20 protein-coding genes are annotated in these 20,400 nt (G+C 65.9%); 9 read left to right on the forward strand and 11 right to left on the reverse strand.

Annotated features, from left to right (window positions below; genetic code table 11):
- Positions 1-3 precede the first annotated feature (3 nt).
- The 4 genes from BN60_RS11910 to BN60_RS11925 all read left to right on the forward strand — a co-directional run bounded on the left by BN60_RS11910 (position 4) and on the right by BN60_RS11925 (position 3,957).
- On the forward strand, positions 4-435 hold the full coding sequence (locus tag BN60_RS11910; RefSeq protein ID WP_020696275.1) for a DUF983 domain-containing protein: 432 nt from the start codon (positions 4-6) through the stop codon (positions 433-435).
- A gap of 205 nt (positions 436-640) precedes the next feature.
- Positions 641-2,080, forward strand: a complete 1,440-nt coding sequence (locus BN60_RS11915) for a S41 family peptidase (protein WP_051150124.1) — start codon at positions 641-643, stop codon at positions 2,078-2,080.
- Positions 2,081-2,193: 113 nt separating this feature from the next.
- Positions 2,194-2,361, forward strand: coding sequence for a 50S ribosomal protein L33 (gene rpmG, locus BN60_RS11920; protein WP_020696277.1), 168 nt, complete (start codon positions 2,194-2,196; stop codon positions 2,359-2,361).
- 96 nt (positions 2,362-2,457) lie between these two features.
- The gene (locus BN60_RS11925) at positions 2,458-3,957 is read left to right on the forward strand and encodes an aldehyde dehydrogenase (RefSeq protein WP_020696278.1); all 1,500 of its coding nucleotides are present in this window, start codon (positions 2,458-2,460) and stop codon (positions 3,955-3,957) included.
- A gap of 78 nt (positions 3,958-4,035) precedes the next feature.
- Here BN60_RS11925 and BN60_RS11930 read toward each other — a convergent pair whose 3' ends face one another.
- A complete protein-coding gene (locus BN60_RS11930) occupies positions 4,036-4,584 on the reverse strand; it encodes a cysteine hydrolase family protein (protein ID WP_020696279.1) in 549 nt (182 codons plus the stop codon).
- A 67-nt stretch (positions 4,585-4,651) separates the two neighbouring features.
- Between BN60_RS11930 and BN60_RS11935 the strand changes: the two genes are divergently transcribed.
- Positions 4,652-5,758 carry an LLM class flavin-dependent oxidoreductase gene (locus BN60_RS11935; protein ID WP_020696280.1) on the forward strand — a complete coding sequence of 369 codons (1,107 nt, stop codon included), beginning with the start codon at positions 4,652-4,654 and terminating at the stop codon, positions 5,756-5,758.
- A 58-nt stretch (positions 5,759-5,816) separates the two neighbouring features.
- On the opposite strand, the gene BN60_RS30815 is transcribed toward BN60_RS11935, so the two are convergent.
- The 4 genes from BN60_RS30815 to BN60_RS11955 form a co-directional block, all read right to left on the reverse strand.
- On the reverse strand, positions 5,817-6,206 hold the full coding sequence (locus tag BN60_RS30815; RefSeq protein ID WP_020696281.1) for a DUF4168 domain-containing protein: 390 nt from the start codon (positions 6,204-6,206) through the stop codon (positions 5,817-5,819).
- Between the two features lie 32 nt (positions 6,207-6,238).
- A complete protein-coding gene (locus BN60_RS30820) occupies positions 6,239-6,535 on the reverse strand; it encodes a hypothetical protein (protein ID WP_020696282.1) in 297 nt (98 codons plus the stop codon).
- A 208-nt stretch (positions 6,536-6,743) separates the two neighbouring features.
- A complete protein-coding gene (locus BN60_RS11950) occupies positions 6,744-7,460 on the reverse strand; it encodes a tellurite resistance TerB family protein (RefSeq protein WP_020696283.1) in 717 nt (238 codons plus the stop codon).
- An 81-nt stretch (positions 7,461-7,541) separates the two neighbouring features.
- Entirely contained in the window at positions 7,542-8,780 is a 1,239-nt protein-coding gene (locus tag BN60_RS11955) for an MFS transporter (protein WP_051150125.1), read from the reverse strand.
- A gap of 86 nt (positions 8,781-8,866) precedes the next feature.
- Here BN60_RS11955 and BN60_RS11960 point away from each other — a divergent pair, with 86 nt between their 5' ends.
- Positions 8,867-9,892 (forward strand): patatin-like phospholipase family protein, encoded by a 1,026-nt coding sequence (locus BN60_RS11960; RefSeq protein ID WP_020696285.1) that lies wholly within the window; start codon positions 8,867-8,869, stop codon positions 9,890-9,892.
- Between the two features lie 19 nt (positions 9,893-9,911).
- Positions 9,912-10,817, forward strand: a complete 906-nt coding sequence (locus tag BN60_RS11965; RefSeq protein ID WP_020696286.1) for an ROK family protein — start codon at positions 9,912-9,914, stop codon at positions 10,815-10,817.
- A 6-nt stretch (positions 10,818-10,823) separates the two neighbouring features.
- On the opposite strand, the gene BN60_RS11970 is transcribed toward BN60_RS11965, so the two are convergent.
- Genes BN60_RS11970 through BN60_RS11980 form a run of 3 tightly spaced genes read right to left on the reverse strand, consistent with a single transcriptional unit; the run spans position 10,824 to position 13,945 of the window.
- The gene (locus tag BN60_RS11970) at positions 10,824-12,299 is read right to left on the reverse strand and encodes an AMP nucleosidase (RefSeq protein ID WP_020696287.1); all 1,476 of its coding nucleotides are present in this window, start codon (positions 12,297-12,299) and stop codon (positions 10,824-10,826) included.
- Between the two features lie 45 nt (positions 12,300-12,344).
- Complete coding sequence (locus tag BN60_RS28820) at positions 12,345-13,148, reverse strand: EipB family protein (protein ID WP_020696288.1); 804 nt, start codon at positions 13,146-13,148, stop codon at positions 12,345-12,347.
- Entirely contained in the window at positions 13,142-13,945 is an 804-nt protein-coding gene (locus BN60_RS11980) for an EipB family protein (protein WP_020696289.1), read from the reverse strand. Before BN60_RS11980 ends, BN60_RS28820 begins: the two co-directional genes overlap by 7 nt.
- 186 nt (positions 13,946-14,131) lie before the next feature.
- Between BN60_RS11980 and BN60_RS11985 the strand changes: the two genes are divergently transcribed.
- Positions 14,132-15,106 carry a 2-hydroxyacid dehydrogenase gene (locus BN60_RS11985; protein WP_020696290.1) on the forward strand — a complete coding sequence of 325 codons (975 nt, stop codon included), beginning with the start codon at positions 14,132-14,134 and terminating at the stop codon, positions 15,104-15,106.
- On the opposite strand, the gene BN60_RS11990 is transcribed toward BN60_RS11985, so the two are convergent.
- On the reverse strand, positions 15,069-15,641 hold the full coding sequence (locus tag BN60_RS11990) for a hypothetical protein (protein WP_020696291.1): 573 nt from the start codon (positions 15,639-15,641) through the stop codon (positions 15,069-15,071). The two genes, BN60_RS11985 and BN60_RS11990, sit on opposite strands and share 38 nt — an antisense overlap.
- Positions 15,642-15,722: 81 nt before the next feature.
- Positions 15,723-17,528, reverse strand: coding sequence for an aspartate--tRNA ligase (gene aspS, locus BN60_RS11995; RefSeq protein ID WP_020696292.1), 1,806 nt, complete (start codon positions 17,526-17,528; stop codon positions 15,723-15,725).
- A 124-nt stretch (positions 17,529-17,652) separates the two neighbouring features.
- Between aspS and rnd the strand changes: the two genes are divergently transcribed.
- Positions 17,653-18,828: a ribonuclease D gene (gene rnd / locus BN60_RS12000; protein WP_020696293.1), complete on the forward strand. Its 1,176-nt coding sequence runs from the start codon at positions 17,653-17,655 to the stop codon at positions 18,826-18,828.
- Here rnd and BN60_RS12005 read toward each other — a convergent pair.
- Entirely contained in the window at positions 18,825-20,330 is a 1,506-nt protein-coding gene (locus BN60_RS12005; RefSeq protein WP_020696294.1) for a Ppx/GppA family phosphatase, read from the reverse strand. The genes rnd and BN60_RS12005 overlap by 4 nt on opposite strands.
- Positions 20,331-20,400: the final 70 nt, after the last annotated feature.

A 20,400-nucleotide genomic window follows, 5' to 3' on the forward strand; every position in this document is an offset into this window, starting at 1 on the left:
CTCATGGTGTTCGCCATGAACAGCGCACCGGCCCCGGTCGATTTCTGGACATCGATTTTACGCGGATGGAGCGGCCGTTGCCCGCGTTGCGGCGAGGGTGCGCTATTCGGTTCGTTTCTGAAAATGAAGAACCACTGCACCGCCTGCGAACTGGCGCTGGAGGCCTATCGCGCCGACGACGCTCCCGCCTACTTCACCATCTTCGTCGTCGGCCACATCGTGGTGCCGCTGGTTCTCCTGCTCGAACGCTGGGGTAACGAGCCGCCGCTTTGGGTTCACGCTCTTTTGTGGTTGCCACTCTCCGTTGTGCTTGCGCTCTACCTGCTGCCGCACATAAAAGGCGCCGTCATCGCGGCCCTCTGGTCGCAGCGAATAGCCTCTCCGAAACCTTCGGCGCCCAAGCCTTCAGCCGGGGGCCTCGACTCCTCGGTCTGAAACGACGTGGCCGCCCGCCGACGGCTTGTGCTATTGTCTCGGTCTGCCGGGTATGGAAGTGCCACAACTCCCTTTTCTACGTACGACGCTGGCGCGTGCCGCGTCGCTCCTTGCTGCCTGTTTAGTCGTCTCCTGTGCGACCTCGGGCGACGCCCCGCAAGCCTCGCTTCCCACCCGTGCGCCGGCCCTTTCCGCCGACGCCAACATGGAACGGGTGGTCCTGCAGGCCTATAGGGCCATCGGCGACCGCCATCTTTACGAGCCCAACTTCCACAATCTGTCGAGCGAGGCCTACCGCAGCTTCGCCAGCAGCGACCCCACCCTGTCGCTCGACGCCGGAGCCGGCGCCTTCACGGTCAAGCGCGACGGCAAGGAAATACTCACCCGGACGACGCCCAGCGACACGGCAGACGGGCGGGCCTGGGGCGGCATGCTGGCCGAACTGATGACCGGATCCATCGAGGCCTCGCCCGCCCTGCAGGCGGTCGATCGCCAGGTGTTGATCCGCCAGGCGATCACCTCGACCACCAAACAGCTCGACCGCAACAGCCGCTACGCCGACCCCGACGAGGCGCGCGACAACCGTTTTCAGCGCGACGGCGGCGGCGGCATCGGCATCACCGTCGAGCGCACGGACGACAAGAAGATCATGATCCGCGCCGTGCAGGAGGGTTCGCCCTCCGCCAAGGCTGGCGTCCGGATCGACGACCAGATCCTGGCCATCGACGGCGAGTCGATGATCGGCCGCCCGCTCTCCGACGTGGTGCACAAGCTGCGCGGCTCCGTCGGCGCGCCGGTCAACATGACGGTGCTGCGCGCCTCTCAGGGCGCGGAGATGACACTGGCGATGAAACGGGCCCGCATTATCCCCACCACCGTGGTCTACGAACGTCGCGACGACGTGGCGCTGATCCATCTGATGGGTTTCAACTCGGCCACCACCGAGAATCTGCGTGCGGCCATCGACAAGGCCAAGGCCGAGATCGGCAAGGATCTCGCCGGCCTGATCATCGACATGCGCTCCAACCGCGGCGGCCTGCTCGACCAGGCCCAGACGGTCTCGGAAGTGTTCATCGGCGACGGCACCATCTTCTCGACCGCCGGCCGCCACCCCGACAGCCGCCGCACCTACAAGAGCTCGACCGGCCGCAGCAAGACCACGGAGCTGCCGATCGTCGTGCTGATGAACGGCGGCTCGGCCTCGGCGGCCGAGATCGTCGCCGCCGCCCTGCAGGATCGCGGCCGCGCCGTCGTCGTCGGCACCACGAGCTACGGCAAGGGTACGGTGCAGACCGTCGTGCGGCTCGCCAACGAGGGCGAACTGATCCTGACCTGGTCGCGCCTGCAGGCGCCGTCCGGCTACACCTGGAACGAACTGGGCGTCCTGCCCAATATCTGCACGGCCAAGGCCGGCGAGGCCGCCAAGCTCGCGACCGCGTCGGTCGAGTCGAACCAGAGCCAGCTCATGCGCTGGCATGCGCTGCGCAATCCGACCGGCCAGGAAGTTTCGGACCTGCGCAAGATCTGCCCGCCGGGCGAGACGGCGCCCGAGGCCGATGTCGAGATCGCGAGCCGCCTGCTGCACGACCGGGCACTTTATGCCCACGCCGTGCAGGCGGGCAGTCAGCAGGCCGCCGCCCGCTGACCTTCGCTGACCGCGCGAGCTGGGCCTGACACGGCAAGGCTTGACACCGGCGTCCCGCTGATTACTTTGCGCCCTCCTGCGAATTCGCCCTTCCGGGCATAAGGACAATTGTTATGGCCAAGCCCACCTCGATCCTGATCAAGATGATCTCCAGCGCCGACACCGGCTTCTTCTACGTGACCAAGAAGAACCCGCGCACCAAGACCGAGAAGCTCGAACTCAAGAAGTACGATCCGGTCGCGCGCAAGCATGTCGTCTTCAAGGAATCGAAGATCAAATAAATCGGCCGCCTGGCGTGCCTGACGGAACAGCCGCCCTTTCGGGCGGCTTTTTCGTGGGCTAGGCTCCGCCCCAATCCAACAAGGAGGAAGACAGAAATGAGCGCCCAGCTTTCGCGCGACGATTGGAAGGGCCGTGTCGGCGGTCTCAGCTACCGCAACCAGGCCTTCATCGGTGGCAAGTTCGCCCCCTCCCTCACCGGCAAGACCTTCGACTGCATCAACCCGGCGACCGGCCAGGTGCTGACCAAGGTCGCGGCCTGCGAACAGGCCGACGTCGACGCCGCCGTGAAGGCCGCGCGCGCCGCCTTCGAGAAGGGCACCTGGGCCAACATGGCGCCGGCCCAGCGCAAGCGCATCATGCTGAAGCTCGCCGACCTGATGATGAAGAACCGCGAGGAGCTGGCCCTGCTCGAGACGCTCGACATGGGCAAGCCGATCGCCTTCTCTACCACCGTCGACATTCCGGGTTCGGCCAACACCGTGCAGTGGTTCGCCGAAGCCATCGACAAGATCTACGACGAAGTCGCCCCCACGCCGGGCAACGTGGTGGCCCTGATCACCCGCGAAGCGTCGGGCGTCGTGGCCTGCGTGGTGCCGTGGAACTTCCCGCTCCTGATGGCCTGCTGGAAGATTTCGCCGGCGCTGGCCGCCGGCAACTCGGTGATCCTGAAGCCCGCCGAACAGTCGCCGCTTACCGCCATCCGTCTCGCCGAACTTGCGGCCGAGGCCGGTATTCCCGAGGGCGTGTTCAACGTGCTGCCGGGCTTCGGCGAGACCGCGGGCCAGGCACTTGGCCGTCACATGGATGTCGACGTGCTGGCCTTCACCGGCTCGACCGAAGTCGGCAAGTACTTCCTGAAGTACTCCGGCGAATCCAACATGAAGCAGGTCTGGCTCGAGTGCGGCGGCAAGTCGCCCAACATCGTGCTGGGCGATGCGCCCAATCTCGACATCGCCGCGCGTCGCACCGCCTTCGGCATCTGGTTCAACCAGGGCGAAGTCTGCACCGCCGGTTCGCGCCTCATCGTCGAGGACAAGATCAAGGACGAGTTCCTCGCCAAGGTCATGGCGATCGGCCAGAAGATGATGCCGGGCGATCCGCTCGATCCCAAGACGCAGATGGGCGCCATGGTCGACGAGACGCAGACCAAGCGCGTCATGGGCTACATCGATGCCGGCCAGAAGGAAGGCGCCAAGCTCGCCATGGGCGGCAAGCAGGTCCATATCGACAATGCCGGCTCCTTCATCGAGCCGACCGTCTTCGACAATGTCGACAACAAGATGAAGATCGCCCAGGAGGAAATCTTCGGGCCAGTCCTCTCGGTCATCCCGGTCAAGGATGCCGAGCAGGCGCTGACCGTGGCCAACGATACGATCTACGGCCTCGCCTCGGCGATCTTCACGTCCGACATCAACAAGGCGTTCAAGTTCGCCAAGAACCTTCGCGCCGGCTCGGTGTGGGTCAACACCTACGACGGCGGTGACATCACCACGCCGTTCGGTGGCTACAAGCAGTCGGGCATCGGTCGCGACAAGTCGCTCCACGCCTTCGACAAGTTCACGCAGGTGAAGACCACCTGGATCCAGCTCGGCTGAGCCGGACACACAGGAACGTTTGACGACGGGGCGGCCGAAAGGTCGCCCCGTTTTCGTTCAGCGGCGCGGTGACGCCAGCTAAAGAGAGGCGAGAATCTGATCGGTCGTCGTTACCGAGGCATACTCGCCGTCGAGCAACGCCAGCGTCAATTGATGCACGTCCTCCGCCGGCCACAGCCGGCCGGTAAGATCGCGCTTGTCGCATGACCAGCAGGCATCTCCCGGCAGCCGCACCGCAAAGCCGAGATTTGCCGCCACCCTGACCGTCGCCTCGACGGAGTTCGCGAGTTGCACACCGCAGATCACGAGTGGCGGGCGCCCCATTTGCTCCAGCCGTTCCGTCAGGCCGGTGCCGATCAAAGCGCTGTGGACCTTCTTGGCCACCACCACCTCGCCGGGCAGCGGCGCGGTAAGCGGCAGGAACTCGTTGCCCTCCTGCCCCGGCCGGAACGGCGAATTGGGATCGGTCGAATCGTGTTTCACATGGACGACCGGCTTGCCGCGTCGTCGCCAGGCCTCGAGCAACCGCAGGATGTTGGCTTCCGCCTGCCGATTGTTGCGCGGTCCCCAGAGGGGGTGCTCCATCGCCTTCTGCTGGTCGATCAGAATGAGAACTTCGTCAGGCATGCAACCCGCACTCTTGCGCTCGTCGCGCGATGGTAGTGGAGTCCGGGAAACAACGCAGGAGGAAATAATGCAGATCGGATACTTTACGATGCCATCGCATCCACCCGAGAGGCCGCTGAAAGACGGCCACGAGTGGGATCTGCAAGTGATCCGCTGGCTCGACGAGTTGGGTTTTGCCGAATGCTGGATCGGCGAGCATCACACCGCGCCGTGGGAGCCGCATCCCTCGCCCGACCTGCTGGTGGCCCAGGGCTTGCTGCAGACCAAGAACATCCGCCTCGGGCCCGGCGGCTTCCTGCTGCCCTATCATCACCCGGCCGAACTCGCGAACCGCGTCGCCATGCTCGACCACATTTCGGGTGGCCGCCTCAACTTCGGCGTCGCCGCGTCGGGCCTGCCGAGCGACTGGGCGATGTTCAACGTGGACGGCATGTCCGGCGTCAATCGCGAGATGACGCGCGAAGCCCTCGACATCATCCTGAAGCTGTGGACTTCGCCCGAGCCCTTCGACTTCAAGGGCAAGTACTGGCACGTCACCAAGCCCGACACGATGTTCGGCTTCCTGAAGCCGCACATCAAGCCGCTGCAGAGTCCGCATCCGCCGATCGGCGTCGCCGGCCTCAGCAAGGGCTCCGACACGCTGAAGCTCGCGGGCGAGAAAGGCTATCTGCCGATGAGCCTCAACCTCAACCCGGCCTATGTGCGCAGCCATTGGGAGTCGGTCGAGATCGGCGCCGCCAAGTCCGGCCGCACGCCCGATCGTGGCCAGTGGCGCATGGTGCGCGAGGTCTTCGTGGCCGATACGGACGAGGAGGCGATGCGCCTCTCCGTCGGCTCGCACATGGGCCGGATGATGCGCGAGTACTTCCTGCCGCTGCTCTCCCAGTTCGGTTTCTTCGAATACCTGAAACACGACCAGAGCGTCGCGGACTCCGACGTCACGCCGGAATACTGCGCCAAGCACAACTGGATCGTGGGCTCGCCGCGCACGGTCGCGGAGAAGATCGAGAAGATCTACGACGAGGTCGGCGGCTTCGGACAGTTGCTGGTCTTCGGCTTCGACTATGTCGAGAACCCGAAGGCGTGGCGCCACTCACTCGAACTGCTGTCGCGCGAAGTGTTGCCCAAGGTGCAGCACCTCAAGCCGAAGGTGGCCAAGCTCGCCGCCGAATAGTCGCAGCAATCGCGGTCCGGGTGGCAGACGCCCTCCGGACCGCAACGCTGCGGCGACGCTAGTTCTTCAAGCGCTGGGCCAGTTTGTCCTTCACGACCGGGTCGGTCTGCGCCACTTCGAGGATCGTCGTGTATTCCTCGACCGACAGGCCCTTGTCGGTAACGGCCTTAACGAGGGCCTGATCAGCCTCGTCGGCGATCCGCTCCCGGTCGGCGGCAGGCGCCTGGGCGATCTTCTGCTTGTAGCTGTCCTTTACGGCGGAGACGTTCTTGACGGCCGCCGCCGCAGCATCGAGCTTGTTGTCGGGAATGTTCGTCGGCGCCGACGGCACGCTTTTGGTCGGCGGCGATACCGGCGGCGACTGTTGCTGCGCGTTGACGGCAGGCAGCAAAAAGAGGCTGGCCGCCGCAAGAGCCGTCGCACAGACTCCGATTGTCGATTTCTTCATATCAAAATCTCCTTCGTCTCGCGGAAGGGAAATCAACGACCGCGATCGCCGCCGAGATTGATCATGCGATCCGTCGCTTCGGGGGCATGGGCTTCCAGCGACTTCGCATCCCCGCTCGCCCAGTTGGCGAGGCTCACGACCATCCCCATCCGGGTATCCGTCTGATCGGTGGCGACAGGCTCGACGATACTGAGCCCGGTACTGTCGAGGAAATAGGTATGGTCTCCGAACAGCCGTTCGAGCTGTGCCATTGCCGGATGCTCTGCCGGGATGGCATCCGCCTGCAACTGCTTCTGGGTTTGCTCGATCTGCGCGGAAGTCAACTTCATCGCACGCTCCTTCCATTGGAGTTTCGATCACGCAACCTGCGGTGACGGCCTCCCACTATCGTGGTCCGAGAGCATGCGAATTTTCGGCCGGCCCGCTCGTGTTCGATACGGGACAGGCGGCGCGATCAACTCGCCTGTCCCTACTGACGAACGCCACCCGGCATGAATGGTGTCATCGACGGCGTGCTATTTTTCGCGCACGCAGCGGTCAGGTTGGTTGAGCGGATGCCTGCGCCACGTTCTGCTGCAGATGGGCGACCAGCGCATCGTCGAGCTTGAGACGCGCGGCCAGCATGCTGAGGTAGCCGCGCTCGGCAGCATTGTCGACGTCGATGGCGAGCAGCGACGCCGCATAGATCTCGGCCGCTTCCTCCGGCGTCGAGGCGGCGCTCGCCACGGCATCGATGTCGAGCTTGGCGCGCAGCTCGTCCATGACGAAGGCCTTGTCGTCGGCCGCGAGCGGCAGCTTGTCCATCTCGGCGAAAATGCGCGCCTGCTCCTGCGCATCGACATGGCCGTCGGCCTTGGCGGCCGCGATCATGGCGCGCAGCAGATGGCGCGCGAGCGCCTGCTGTTCGTTCGCCGTCGACGGGTTGAACGGCGTGCCGCTCGGCGCCGGAAGCATCGGCACCGGCGCCTGCTGCGCCGGCTGTTGCGAACCTGCGGGCGCCGGCTGCTTGCCTGCCTGCCAGTCGCGATAGGCCTTGTAGGCAAGCGCACCGACGGCAGCCATGCCGCCAAGCTTCAGCGCCTCGCCGCCCAGCTTGCGTCCGGTCTTGGTGCCGAGAAGGATAGCGGCCAGTCCGCCGGCCAGCGCGCCGCCGCCCGCCCCGCGCAGGAAGTCGCCGCTGCCCCCTTGGCCCCCTTGACCTGGGCCTCCCTGACCACCCATGAACTGATCCAGCAACCGCTTCGCGTCGAACATGCAGCCTCGCTCATTCCCGTTTGATATCGCGAGTGCATGTGGAGTGAAATTGTGGCGAAAGCTAGCGCCGCAGAAGCGCCGTCAGCTCGGGCGTTTCGACAATATTGCCGCCGCAGCGAATCCTGCCGCCGCGACCAGCATGATGCCCGCCAGCCCCCACAGAACGGGCGTATAGCCCCCGAAGGCCCCCCAGGCCAAAGACGCGAGCAGCGGGCCGGCCGCACGCATGATGTTGGTCGGCATGGTGAGCGCGCCCGACACGACGCCGTAACCTTCGGGACCGATGAATTCCGGCACCGCCATGCCGCGCAGGATGGTGACGAGGCCATTGGCAACGCCATAGATGATGGCGAACAGGATCAGCCCGTAGACGTCGCTGATGCCGGCCGCCAGCATCGCCATCGAGATCGGGAAAGCAAAGTAGATTCCGGCGCCGAGCTGGATGGTGGTGATGTGCCGCTGCCCGACCATCAGCAGGACGCGGCCCACGACCTGCATGGGCCCGATCAGGGCGATGATTGCCATCACCACGGCAATGGGTACGTCGCGGGCCTCGAGCAGCGGAATCAGGTGGAAGCTCATGGCGGAAAAGGCGAGCCCGTAGCCGGCGAAGGCGACGACAAGCCCCCAGAAAGCCGGCACGCGCACGGCCGCGGCGAGCGGACTCTTCTTCTTGCCAGCCGCTCCTTCCGCCGGCGGTCGCACTTCGGCGATCGGCACCGCCTCCTCGCGCGGTCCCGGGACGAACAGCCAATGGATCAGGAAGGCGACGCCGAGATTGATCGCCGCCAGCACTTCGAGCGCCGGCCGCCAGCCGATATGTTCGATCAGGAGCTGCGTGAACGGAATGCCGAAGGTGCTGGCCAGCCCGCCCAGGAACGTCATCAGCAGGATCGCCTGCTTGTAGCGCGGACCATAGACGCGGGTGATCACCGCGAAGGCCGGCTCGTAGAGGATCACGGCCTGGCAGGCGCCCAGGCCGATCCACATGGCATAGAAGACCGGCAGCGACTCGACGCGCGACCAGACGAACAGCAGGATGGCCGCCAGCAGCGAGCCGCCGGTCATCAGCAGCCGTCCATGGCCGCGATCAATCCATGCGCCGACGGCAATGGAACAAAGACCAGCGGTCAGCAGGCCGGCCGACAACGCGCCGAACATCGAGCTGCGCGCCCAGCCAAGCTCCTGCTCCATCGGCCCGATGAACAGCGGGAAGGTGTAGTAGACGAGTCCCCAGGAGATGAGCTGGCCGATGGAGAGCATCCACAGGATGGTCGACGGGCGTTTTCGCCACGGTCCTCCTGCTCCACTCTTCGCCATAATGCTGCCGATCCCGCCGACTTGCTTCCAGGCGAGGACTGTAGAGTGAACTGTAACCGCGTGGAATCTCGTTCTCGGGAGGCAGGATGGCGGAAACCAAGCGCATCAATATCGCCCTTCAAGGCGGCGGCAGCCATGGCGCCTTCACCTGGGGCGTGCTCGATGCCCTGATCGAGGATGGCCGTCTGGTCTTCGAAGCGGTGAGCGGCACCAGCGCCGGCGCGATGAATGCCGCGATCATGCTGCAGGGCTGGGCCAACGGCGGACCGGCCGGCGCGCGTGCCGCCCTCGCCGCGTTCTGGGGCGAATTGGGCCAGATGGCGGTGTCCAGCCCGATCCGACGCACGCCGCTCGACCGTCTGCAGGGCAACTGGAACCTCGACGAGTCGGCCGGCGCCCTGTGGGCCGACATCATCCAGCGCACGCTCTCGCCGTGGCAGCGCAACCCGCTGAAGTTCGATCCGCTGCGCGATCTGTTGCGCCGGCACTTCAACCCGGAAGCGGTACATGCCTGTCACGAGGTCAAGGCCTTCATCGCCGCCACTAATGTGCGAACCGGCAAGGTGCGCATCTTCACGCGCGAAGAACTCACCATCGACGCGTTGCTGGCATCGGCCTGCCTGCCCAACGTCCACGACGCCGTGGAGATCGACGGCGAAGCCTACTGGGACGGCGGTTTCCGCGGCAACCCGCCGATCTGGCCGTTCATCTACAACAGCGAAAGCACCGACGTGGTGATGGTCGAGGTCGACCCGCCGTCGCGCACGGACGTCCCGCGCAGCAATGCCGAGATCGCCGACCGCCTGAACGAGATCACCTTCGGCGGCGCGCTGATGGCGGAGATGCGCGCCATCGCCTTCGTGCAGGAACTGATCGACAACGGTGCCATCACCGGCGAATTCAGCCACCGCCTGAAGAAACTACTGATCCACTCCATCGGCGATCCCGCCACGCTGGCGCCGCTGGGCGCGGTCAGCAAGTTCAATATCGAGCCGGAATTCCTCAATATGCTGTTCACGGCAGGCCGCGCTGCGGGAACCCGATGGCTGCTTGAAACGTTCGATAAGGTCGGGCGCGAGAACAGTGTCGATATACGTGCGCGCTTCCTGTGAGATTTGAACCGGAGACTTCATGCGCATCGGCATCGACCTCGGCGGCACCAAGATCGAAGGCATTGTATTGGGCGACGATGGGTCGGAACGGGCACGGATGCGCATACCGACGCCGCGTGATTGCTACGAAGCCACCGTCGAGGCGGTTGCCGGCGTGGTCCGCGATCTCGAAGCGAAGGTCGGCATGCGCTGCCGCGTTGGCGTCGGCCATCCCGGCGCCATTTCGCCGGCCACGGGCCTGATCAAGAATGCAAACTCGACGCGCCTGAACGGCCGGCCGCTCGACGTCGACCTCAAGCGTGCGACCGGCCGCGACGAGGTGCGGCTCTCCAACGACGCCAACTGCTTTGCCGTCTCCGAAGCCGCCGATGGCGCCGGCGCCGGCGCGGCGATCGTCTTCGGCGTCATCCTCGGCACCGGCGTGGGCGGCGGCATCGTGGTCGACGGCAGGCCGCTGGTCGGCGCGCAGGCGATCGGCGGCGAATGGGGCCACAATCCCCTGCCCTCGCCGCACGACGACGAACGGCCGGGCCCGGCCTGCTACTGCGGTCGCCGCAACTGCGTCGAGGCGTGGCTGAGCGGGCCCGCCTTCCAATCGCAGTTCGCACGCGTCGCCGGACGCGAGCTGAGCGCCACCGACATTGCCGAAGCAGCCGTGCAGGGCGACCGAGTCGCCGGCCAATGTTTCGATCTCTATTGCGACCGTCTGGCCCGGGCGCTCGCCAGCGTCGTCAACCTGGTCGATCCTGACGTCATCGTGCTGGGGGGCGGCCTTTCCAAGATGAAGGCGCTTTACAGCCGCGTGCCGGAACGCTGGAAAGACTATATCTTCTCCGAACGCGACAGCATTGCCACCAGGCTGGTTCCGCCCAAACACGGCGATTCGAGCGGCGTGCGCGGTGCCGCCTGGCTGTGGCCCGTTTGAATCCCGTTACCTGAACGGCGGTTCGTCGAAGCTGCGGAGCTTGCGCGAGTGCAGCGAGCCGATCTCGCTCCGTAACAGGTCAATCGTCTCCAGGCCGATATGAAGATGCTCGCCCACCGCCCGCTGGTAGAAGCGCGTCGCGGCTCCGGGCAACTTGATCTCGCCGTGCAGCGGCTTGTCGGACACGCAAAGCAGCGTGCCGTAGGGCACGCGCAGGCGATAGCCCTGGGTGGCGAGCGTGGCGCTCTCCATGTCGACGGCGATGGCCCGGCCATGGTTGATGCGCCGCCGCTCCTGCGACCAGCGCAGCTCCCAGTTGCGGTCGTCGTAGCTCACGACCGTCCCCGTGCGCAGCCGCCGCTTGAGCGCGTCGCCGCGTTCCCCGGTCACCCGCTCGGCCGCCGTCTGCAAGGCTACCTGCACTTCGGCAAGAGCCGGCACCGGCACTTCCGGCGGCACCAGCTCGTCGAGGATGCGGTCGCGGCGCATGTAGCCGTGCGCCAGCACGTAATCGCCAATAGTCTGCGACTGCCGCAGGCCGCCGCAATGGCCGATCATCAGCCAGCAATGCGGGCGCAGGACGGCGAGATGGTCGGTCGCGTTCTTGGCGTTGGAAGGACCGACACCGATATTGATCAGGGTGATGCCGCCCCGGCCATCGGCCCGCAGCAGGCTGTAGGCCGGCATCTGGAAGCGGTGCCAGGGCGCCGCTGCAATGGCGGCATCGGCGGCTTCCGGCGTATCGCCGCGCTGGACGATTGCGCCGCCCGGCAGCACGAGCGCCGTGTAGACGCCGTCCGGCCGCGCCAGCTCCTCCAGCGCCCAGACCAGGAAGTGATCGACGTAGCGTTGGTAGTTGGTGCACAGGATCCAGGGCTGGATCGTGCGCCAGTCGGTCCCGGTATAGTGGATCAGCCGCCGCAGCGAATAGTCGATGCGCACAGCGTCGAACAGGGCCAGCGGCCGCGGCCGGCCGTCCTCGAACTCCCAAAGCCCGTCGACGATCTCGTCGCCCACATTGGCGAGGACGGCTGTCGGAAAGTGACGCGCCAGCTCGGTGACCGAGAGCTCGCCATGGACGAACTCGTCGCCGGCCTCGGTGACGAAGGGATACGGGATCTCCTGGCTACTGCTGCCGACCTCGATTCTGGCGCCGAATTCCTCGGCCAGAGGCCGTAACTGTTCGAGCAGGTACTGGCGAAAGAACGTGGGCTGCGTGATCGTCGTCGAATAGAGCCCCGGCGCCTGGAACTTCGCCCAGGCCCGCCGCGTGAAGTGCACCGCGCCCGACGGCCGCCAGTCGACGCTGAGCTCGGGGTAGCGAAACTTCAGCCGCTCTTCTGCGGTCGGCACGGCGCCGGTTTCGGCGTAACGAGCCAGCGCTTCGCGCAACGCCGTGCACGCCGCCGTATGGAGATGTTCCAACCGTGCGACCGCCTGCTCCGGCGTCAGTCCCTTCTGGTCGGCGTCGCTGGCCGTCATCTGCCGCTCTCCCGTGAGACGGCCATCAGTATGCCCAAACCGGCGCTACTTGCACTCGGGCTTGGGCAGTCCCTCGAGACGGGTGATGCGATATTCGATGCCGCCTTCGCTCTGCTCGTGCGTCCCGTAGAGTTCGATGCCGTTGTCGAGCGTCACGCTGCTCATCTCGAACGCGGGCTCGCCCTGCTTCTTCGCATCGTCGTCGAAGAAGCCGGCGCGGTAGTAGATGCGGGTACGGCCATCGGCCAGTTCCTCCGCACCCTTGGGAATTTTCACATCGGCCAGACGCTTGGGCACCCGGCCGATCAAGGCGTTGACGGCCAGCGGCGGCTTCACCTTGTCACCGAAGAAGAACAATCCCTCGAAGCCGTTCTCGCCGGCCTTCGCGGCGCGAATGGTGGCGCGCAGGATGGCGGAGGGGAAATACGTGCCGGCCGGCAGTCTCACGGTCTGTCCTTCGGGATCGCTGAAGCGCGCTTCGCCCGAGCCGTCGTCGCCCAATGTCGCCTCGCCCTTGACCAGGCTGGCGCGGCGTCCGCCCGAGGTCGAACGATGCTCGAAGGTGAGCTTCTTGCCGTCCTTGCTCTCCGTCATCTGCGTCTGCTGCTCGCTGGCAACGGCACCGCGTTGACCGCTCAGCTCCAGCCGCAGGCGCTGGTTGGCCACATAGCCATCGCAGGTGAGCTTGAGTTCGTAGGCATAGCTGCCGGGCGCGCCGCCGCTCGGCTTGCCGTTCTCCAGCATCGTCACGGTATAGGCCGCCCGGTGCGGCGTCAGTTCCTGCGCCATGGCCGGAACGGCGGCGGCAAAGACGAAGACGGCGGGCACAAGAAGGCGGAGATTCAGCATCGCGGCCTCGGCAGGGCTTGGAGTTGGACAAGACGAGCATCGATGGCGAAGTCGCCGTAATCGAGCAGCATCGAACGGGTGACCCCGTTGCCGAGCAGGTCGAGAGCCAGCTCGTACTCCGGGTGGGCACCCTGGTCGTTGGCGGCGAAGAAGGCGAAGCGCACGCTCCACGACGGCTGGTTGCGCATCAGGGCGACGTCGCCGCGCACGACAGGGGCGCCGGTCTGGCGAGGCGAGCGACTGATGACGGCGTTGACCAGAAAAGCGCCGTCGAGCCGGGCACCGTCGAACACCGAGTAAGAGGCAGACTTGTCGCCGTCGCGCGCGTGGCGCAGGACCAGCGAAAGATGTGTCGTGGGAAACAGCGTCCCGGCCGGCAGGTCGAAGCTGCGGACCTCGGGCAGCGTGAAGTTCGCCCGGCCCTTGCCTCCCAGCGATTCGAGGTCCGCATTGCCGCGCAGTTCCTCCTCGATCTCCTGATCCTGGATGTTTCGCACACTGAAGCGAAGGGCAAGGCCGTCCTTGGTCTCGTAGCTGGTAAAGCTCGAATCGGTCACGAACTCATCGCCTTCGCTGCGCAAGAACCTGAGCTGGATGCGCTGCTTCACCTCCCAGCCCTCGCAGGCTTCGACGGTCTCCAGGACCATGCGGCCGCTCACGTCGACGATGCCGCTGTTGGGCCGCGCCACGGAGAGCTTCATGTCGTAGGTGGCACGATGCGGCACCAGCGGCGATTCCGCCGTCTGGGGGGGCTGTTGCTGCTGGGCGTCGGCGACCCTTATCCACAGAGCGAGCAACAGAAGCGCTCCGACGGCGGTGACGATGACCGCTGTTTGGGCGCGAGGACGGCGATAACTATAACTGGTCAACGGACACTGGCGTGGGGGCTAGGCCTTGTAGCCGACGGGCCAAGCGTAATATCCATGCGCGCGGAATACCAGAATGATCGCCTGCGTCAGGGCTGCACAGGGAGGATAGCGTCAATGGCAAACGGCAAGCCTCGGGTTCTCGCGACCCGCCTCTTTCCTCCCGATGTGGAAGCCCGCCTGTCTGCGAACTTCGACGCGGTGCTCAATCCACAGGACCGGATTTACGACGGCCCCGCGCTGGTCAAGGCAGCGGCCGGTTGCGACGCCATCATGTGCGCCGCGGGCGATGGGCTGAACGGCGAGACGATCGCCGCGCTGCCTGCCTCGATCCGCATGATCGCCACCTTCTCCGTGGGCTACGAGCACATCGACGTCGCCGCGGCGGCCAAGCGCGGCATCGCGGTCGCCAATACGCCCGACGTGCTGACCGACGCCACCGCCGACATCGCCATGCTCTGCCTTCTCGGCGCGGCGCGGCGCGCGCACGAGGGCGCCACGATGCTGCGCACCCATCATTGGATCGGCTGGTCGCCGACCCAGCTCATGGGCACGCACGTCACCGGCAAGCGACTCGGAATCCTCGGCATGGGCCGCATCGGCCAGGCCATGGCCGACCGCGCCCGCGCCTTCCGCATGCAGATCCACTACAGCAACCGCAGCAAGCTGGCGCCCGATCTCGAAAAGGGCGCGATCTTCCATGCCGATCCCGACGACATGCTGCCCCACTGCGACTTCCTCTCGATCAACGCGCCGATGACGCCGCAGACCCGCAAGTGGGTGAATGCCGAGCGCATCGCCCGCCTGCCCAAGGGGGCCATCGTGGTCAACACCGCGCGCGGTGGCGTGGTCGACGACGACGCCCTGATCGCCGCGCTCAAGAGCGGCCACCTCGCTTCGGCCGGCCTCGACGTCTTCGATGGCGAGCCCAAGCTGCACCAGGGCTACTACGATCTCACCAACGCGTTCCTGCTGCCGCACATGGGCTCGGCGACGGTCGAGACGCGCAACGCCATGGGCTTCAAGGCACTCGACAACCTCGAAGCCTTCCTGCTCAGGAAGCAGGCGCCGCCCGACCTTGTGAAGGTTTAGGCTTCTTCGGGGAGCGCGACGCGCTCTTGACCTTCTTGGTGGCAGGCTTGGCCGGCGCGGCCGTGGTCTTGGCTGCAACCGGGACAGGCGCCGGGGCGGCTGTCACAGGCTCTTGCACCACCACGGGCGCTTCGGTGGTGACTGGCGCAGGTTGCGGCGCCGTCTTGTAGGCGGCCTCGTCCCAGCTCGCAGCCGGTGCATCCGCACCGGAGCGCAGCGGCGGGCTGTACTGGACACCATCCTCGGAGACCTGACGCTGCGGCTCGTTGTAGTCGACGTCGTACGGATCTTCGCCTTCGGCACGCTCCGTACAGATCTGGCGACCACGGAAGATGCGCCACATGGCGCAATCCTTCTTGGTGACGACCGAGGCCAGATGGTCGGTCGAGGTCTTGTCCGAGGCGACGATGAATCCGCCGTCGGCAGCGTAGCTCGCCGCCGACACGGCAACCGGCACACCACAGGCGCCGGTCAGCAGGGACAACCCCAACGCCACGGGCAGGACGAAATAAATGGAGAGCCTGAAAGAGCTCATAATCTTCTTAATGAAAAGACTATAACCTCTTGAAGGTAATGTTTTTTCCTAGCCGGTCAATTTAGGCCAGACCTACCAGTCCTAGTCCTTCTTGGGGGGCGGCAGACGCAACCCGATGTGCAGCTCACGCAGCTTTTCGGCAGGCAGTTCGGTCGGCGCCTCCATCATCAGGTCGACCGCCTGCTGGTTCATCGGAAAGCAGATGACCTCGCGGATGTTGGGCTCGTCGGCCAGCAGCATGACGATACGGTCGACGCCCGGCGCGGCGCCACCGTGCGGCGGTGCGCCGAACTTGAAGGCGTTGAGCATGCCGCCGAAGCGCGCTTCGACGTCTGCATTGCTGTACCCGGCAATGCCGAACGCCTTGTACATGATCTCCGGGCGATGGTTCCGGATCGCGCCCGAGCAAAGCTCTATGCCGTTGCAGACGATGTCGTACTGCCACGCCTTGATGGTCAGCGGGTCCTGCGTCTCCAGCGCCTCGAGTCCACCTTGTGGCATCGAGAAGGGGTTGTGGCTGAAGTCGATCTTCTTGGCCTTCTCGTCGTACTCGAACATCGGGAAGTCGACGATCCAGCAGAAGCGGAACTCGTCCTCGGCAATGACGCCCAGTTCCTGGCCGACCTTGATGCGCACCTGACCTGCGAACTTCCAGGCGGCTTCCGGCTTGTCGGCGACGAAGAACACCGCATCGCCGTCCTCTGCCCCGGTCAGCGCCTTCAGCTTGGCGAGGCGGTCGCCCGTCACGAACTTGGCGATTGGCCCCTTCCCTGCACCGGCTTCGAGCACGATGTAGCCGAGACCAGGCTTGCCCTCGGACTGGGCCCAGGAGTTCAGCTTGTCGAAGAAGCTGCGCGGCTGGGCGGCGGCTCCCGGTGCCCGCAGGGCGCGCACGACGCCGCCCGCGGCCACGATGCTGGCGAAGACCTTGAAGTCGGAGCCCGCGAAGACCTCGCCGGCATCAACGATGCGCAGCGGGTTGCGCAGGTCGGGCTTGTCGGTGCCGTAGGTCAGCAGCGCTTCTGCATAGGGAATGCGCGGGAACGGGAACGGCGTCACCTTGCGCGGCGTCTCCCGGCCGAAGCTCGCGAACTCCTCGAACACGCCGCCCAGCACCGGCTCGATGGCGGCGAAGACGTCGTCTTGCGTGACGAAACTCATCTCGAAGTCGAGCTGATAGAACTCGCCGGGGGCGCGGTCGGCGCGCGCATCCTCGTCGCGGAAGCAGGGCGCGATCTGGAAGTAGCGATCGAAGCCCGACACCATCAGCAACTGCTTGAACATCTGCGGCGCCTGCGGCAGCGCATAGAACTTGCCGGGGTGCAGCCGGCTCGGCACCACGTAGGAGCGCGCGCCTTCCGGACTGTCCGCTGTCAAGATCGGTGTCTGGAACTCCATGAAACCCTGGTCGATCATGCGCCGGCGCAGGGAGGCGATGACCTGGCTGCGCAGCATGATGTTCTTGTGCAGCTTGTCCTTGCGCAGATCGAGGAAGCGGTACTTGAGGCGCAATTCCTCCGGCGTCGTGTCGTTTTCCTGGTAGACCGGGATGGGCAGCGGATCGGCCATCGCCTGCACGACCATCTCCGCCGCATCCAGCTCGACCGCGCCGGTCGCCAGCCGCGGGTTGACCGTGGAAGGTTCGCGGGCCAGCACCTTGCCGGTCACCGTGATCACGCTCTCGTTGCGCACGCCTTCGGCCGCCTTGAAGACGGGGCTGCTCGCGTCCACCACCACCTGGGTCACGCCATAGTGGTCGCGCAGGTCGATGAACAGCAGATTGCCGTGGTCGCGCTTGCGCTGCACCCAGCCCGACAGACGGGCCTGCTGGCCGACATGCTCCGGCCGCAACTGGCCGCACGTATGGGTTCGGTAGACAGAAGACATTACGTATTTTCCGGGTTTTAGAAGCCCGGCAAGAGGCACGGAAAGCGCCTTTAAGTCAAGGGAAGGCAGCCTTTCCGCAGGGGCCTTTGCCCCTCGCCGCGCCGCCCGCTATAGAACGCTCTTAATGAAGCTCATAACCACGACCGATGAATTGGCGGCTTTCTGCAAGCCGCTGGCCGATACCGAGTTCATCACCGTCGACACCGAGTTCATGCGTGAGCGGACCTACTGGCCCAAGCTCTGCCTGGCCCAGGTCGCCGGCCCCGAGGACGCGGCGGCAATCGACGCGCTGGCCGATGGCATCGACCTCGCCCCCCTCGACGAACTGATGGCAAACCCCAAGGTCCTGAAGGTCTTTCACGCCGCCCGCCAGGATCTCGAAATCTTCCATTTGCGCCTGAACCAGGTGCCGGGTCCGCTGTTCGATACCCAGGTCGCCGCCATGGTCTGCGGCCACGGCGAAGCCGCCTCCTACGAATCGCTCGCCACCAAGCTCGCCAAGGCCAAGATCGACAAATCCAGCCGCTTCACCGACTGGAGCCGCCGGCCACTCAGCGAACGGCAGATCACCTACGCACTCTCTGACGTGACGCACCTGCGCGTGGTCTACGAGAAGCTGAAACGCCAGCTCGACAAGTCCGGCCGCTTCTCCTGGATTGCCGAGGAAATGGCGGTCCTGAACGATCCCGCGACCTATCGCGGCGACCCCGAACTGGCCTGGCGGCGGCTGAAGCCCCGCGGTTCCTCGCCCCGCCTGCTGGCGATCCTCAAGGAAGTGGCGGCCTGGCGCGAGCGCACCGCACAGCGGATCGACATCCCACGGCAACGTCTCCTGCGCGACGAGCAGCTGCTGGAAATCGCCAGCCACGCGCCCAAGACGGTCGAGGAGCTGGCCATGACGCGCGGCCTCGGCCGCGGGTTCGCCGAGGGCTGGCAGGGACGCGAGCTGATCGAGGCGGTCGACCGGGCCCGTGCCCTGCCCGAGTCCGAGTTGCCCGCGCGCGAGCGTCCGGCCGAACAGATTCGCGCGCCCGGCGCGGTCGTCGATCTGCTGCGCACCCTGTTGCGGTTGAAGGCCGAGCAGGCCGGCGTGGCGGGCCGCCTTGTCGCGAACGCCGACGAGCTGGATCGCATTGCCGCCGGCAAGCGCGATGTCCCGGCCCTGAAGGGCTGGCGGCGCGAGGTGTTCGGCGCCGATGCAGTCGATCTGATCGAAGGCAGGCTCGCCCTGGCGCTGTCGGGCGAGCACGCCAAGCTGATCCCGATCCCGGCCGACGCAGAAGCAGAAGTAGAAGCTTAGGTGACAACGATCATCGGCTTGAGATCGAAGGCCTCGGCCGCGGTCTCGAGCCGGCGGGCGGTCACGTCGCCCAGGCTGCGGCGCAGGTTCGACGGCACCAGCAGACGCAATTCGCGCTCGCTGCGGCGCAGCTGGAGCTGCGGCAGCAGACCGGGTGCCCCGCCGCTCAGATTGTAGGCGAGCCGCAGACACGCGCCGAGGCGCTTGGCATAGGCGCGACCGCGGCCATCCGACAGCCGAAGCGCCGTATCGATCATCGCCGACTTGGGATCGCTCTTGTAGCGGTAGGTCAGCGCCATCGCGAGCACGGCCCGCTCGCGATGGTTCATTCCCGGCGACGGCAGATGCAGCACGCGGAAATAGGCCTGGTCGGCCCGATAGTCCGGATGGTCGTCCCAGGAGATGTCGCTGAGATGGCAGGCTGCGGTGCGCAGCACGCGGTCGGTCTCGCTCTCGCCGGCGAAGGCGGGCGTCAGCCAGTCGAAGATTTCCTGCGGCGAGAGATCGAAGCGACGCCAGCCGGCGCCCTGCTCCTCGGCAAAGGCGATCAGCGGATGGCGCGCGCGCTCGGCAGCGCTCAGCCGCGAATAGTAGAAGCCCTCGCGCAGACCGAAGGCCGAGAAGACGACATTGCGCGGCTTCAGGGCGCCGAGCAGCCGGTCGAGCGCCAGGCAGGCCAGAGGCAGCGTCTCGACACGACGGCGCGACACGCCCGGCATCTTCTCCAGCGACTTGGCGCTCTGCACCGCGATCAGCCGCGCCACCGCGCGCGCCTCGTCGGCCGGAATTTCGTACTGATGGATGATGTGCAGCGGATAGCCCGCCTGCTCCATATGCAGCCGGGCGAAGGCACGCCACGCGCCGCCCACGGCATAGAAGGTCTTGCCCTGCTCCTCGCGTAGCCAGCGTACGCTTTCGATGGCCTCGACGATGGCCTTCTTCGGATCGCCGCGCCCCGACGACATCAGCCGCAGCGGACCGACCGGCAGCGTGCTCGACGCGCCCAGCCGGCCGTTGCCGAGAACCGCCAGTTCGAGGCTGCCGCCGCCCAGATCGCCCATGACGCCGTCGGCATCGGGCATGCCGCAAATGACGCCGTTGCCCGAGAAACGCGCCTCGTCCTGCCCGCTGACGGTATGCGCCACGATGCCGGACCGGCTGGTGATTTCGTGCATGAAGTCTGCGCCATCGGCGGCGTCGCGCACCGCAGCCGTCGCCAGCAGATCGAGCGACGTCACCTTCATGTTATGTGCGAGAGTCATGAAGCGGTCGATATTGGCCAATGCCATCTCGACGCCTTCCGGATTCAACCGCCCCGTCGCGTCGAGGCCGCGGGCGAGACCGCAAAGCACCTTTTCGTTGAAGACAGGCAGGGGCGCCCGGCTCGCCCGTTCATAGACGACCAGACGAATGGAGTTCGAGCCGACGTCGATGATCCCGACGCGGCCCCGATCAAGGGGGTCACGTATCTCGGGGGCGCCTGCGGTGCGTTCGCCGTCCATGCGCGCTCCGTCTAGCCGAAACAGATCGAGATTGCAGCGCCGGATTGCAGCCCTTCGCGGGGCGCGACCC

The sequence above is a fragment of the Reyranella massiliensis 521 genome (assembly GCF_000312425.1).
Taxonomy (GTDB): domain Bacteria; phylum Pseudomonadota; class Alphaproteobacteria; order Reyranellales; family Reyranellaceae; genus Reyranella; species Reyranella massiliensis.

What these genes read in the sequence shown, in the direction of transcription:
- rpmG (WP_020696277.1), top strand. Translation starts at nt 2,194, where the DNA reads ATGGCCAAGCCCACCTCGATCCTGATCAAGATGATCTCCAGCGCCGAC.
- BN60_RS11965 (WP_020696286.1), top strand. Translation starts at nt 9,912, where the DNA reads ATGCGCATCGGCATCGACCTCGGCGGCACCAAGATCGAAGGCATTGTA.
- BN60_RS11915 (WP_051150124.1), top strand. Translation starts at nt 641, where the DNA reads ATGGAACGGGTGGTCCTGCAGGCCTATAGGGCCATCGGCGACCGCCAT.
- BN60_RS11930 (WP_020696279.1), bottom strand. Translation starts at nt 4,584, where the DNA reads ATGCCTGACGAAGTTCTCATTCTGATCGACCAGCAGAAGGCGATGGAG.
- BN60_RS11990 (WP_020696291.1), bottom strand. Translation starts at nt 15,641, where the DNA reads ATGAGCTCTTTCAGGCTCTCCATTTATTTCGTCCTGCCCGTGGCGTTG.
- BN60_RS11985 (WP_020696290.1), top strand. Translation starts at nt 14,132, where the DNA reads ATGGCAAACGGCAAGCCTCGGGTTCTCGCGACCCGCCTCTTTCCTCCC.
- rnd (WP_020696293.1), top strand. Translation starts at nt 17,653, where the DNA reads ATGAAGCTCATAACCACGACCGATGAATTGGCGGCTTTCTGCAAGCCG.
- aspS (WP_020696292.1), bottom strand. Translation starts at nt 17,528, where the DNA reads ATGTCTTCTGTCTACCGAACCCATACGTGCGGCCAGTTGCGGCCGGAG.
- BN60_RS28820 (WP_020696288.1), bottom strand. Translation starts at nt 13,148, where the DNA reads ATGCTGAATCTCCGCCTTCTTGTGCCCGCCGTCTTCGTCTTTGCCGCC.
- BN60_RS11970 (WP_020696287.1), bottom strand. Translation starts at nt 12,299, where the DNA reads ATGACGGCCAGCGACGCCGACCAGAAGGGACTGACGCCGGAGCAGGCG.
- BN60_RS11910 (WP_020696275.1), top strand. Translation starts at nt 4, where the DNA reads ATGGTGTTCGCCATGAACAGCGCACCGGCCCCGGTCGATTTCTGGACA.
- BN60_RS11925 (WP_020696278.1), top strand. Translation starts at nt 2,458, where the DNA reads ATGAGCGCCCAGCTTTCGCGCGACGATTGGAAGGGCCGTGTCGGCGGT.
- BN60_RS12005 (WP_020696294.1), bottom strand. Translation starts at nt 20,330, where the DNA reads ATGGACGGCGAACGCACCGCAGGCGCCCCCGAGATACGTGACCCCCTT.
- BN60_RS11955 (WP_051150125.1), bottom strand. Translation starts at nt 8,780, where the DNA reads ATGGCGAAGAGTGGAGCAGGAGGACCGTGGCGAAAACGCCCGTCGACC.
- BN60_RS30820 (WP_020696282.1), bottom strand. Translation starts at nt 6,535, where the DNA reads ATGAAGTTGACTTCCGCGCAGATCGAGCAAACCCAGAAGCAGTTGCAG.
- BN60_RS11935 (WP_020696280.1), top strand. Translation starts at nt 4,652, where the DNA reads ATGCAGATCGGATACTTTACGATGCCATCGCATCCACCCGAGAGGCCG.
- BN60_RS11950 (WP_020696283.1), bottom strand. Translation starts at nt 7,460, where the DNA reads ATGTTCGACGCGAAGCGGTTGCTGGATCAGTTCATGGGTGGTCAGGGA.
- BN60_RS11960 (WP_020696285.1), top strand. Translation starts at nt 8,867, where the DNA reads ATGGCGGAAACCAAGCGCATCAATATCGCCCTTCAAGGCGGCGGCAGC.
- BN60_RS30815 (WP_020696281.1), bottom strand. Translation starts at nt 6,206, where the DNA reads ATGAAGAAATCGACAATCGGAGTCTGTGCGACGGCTCTTGCGGCGGCC.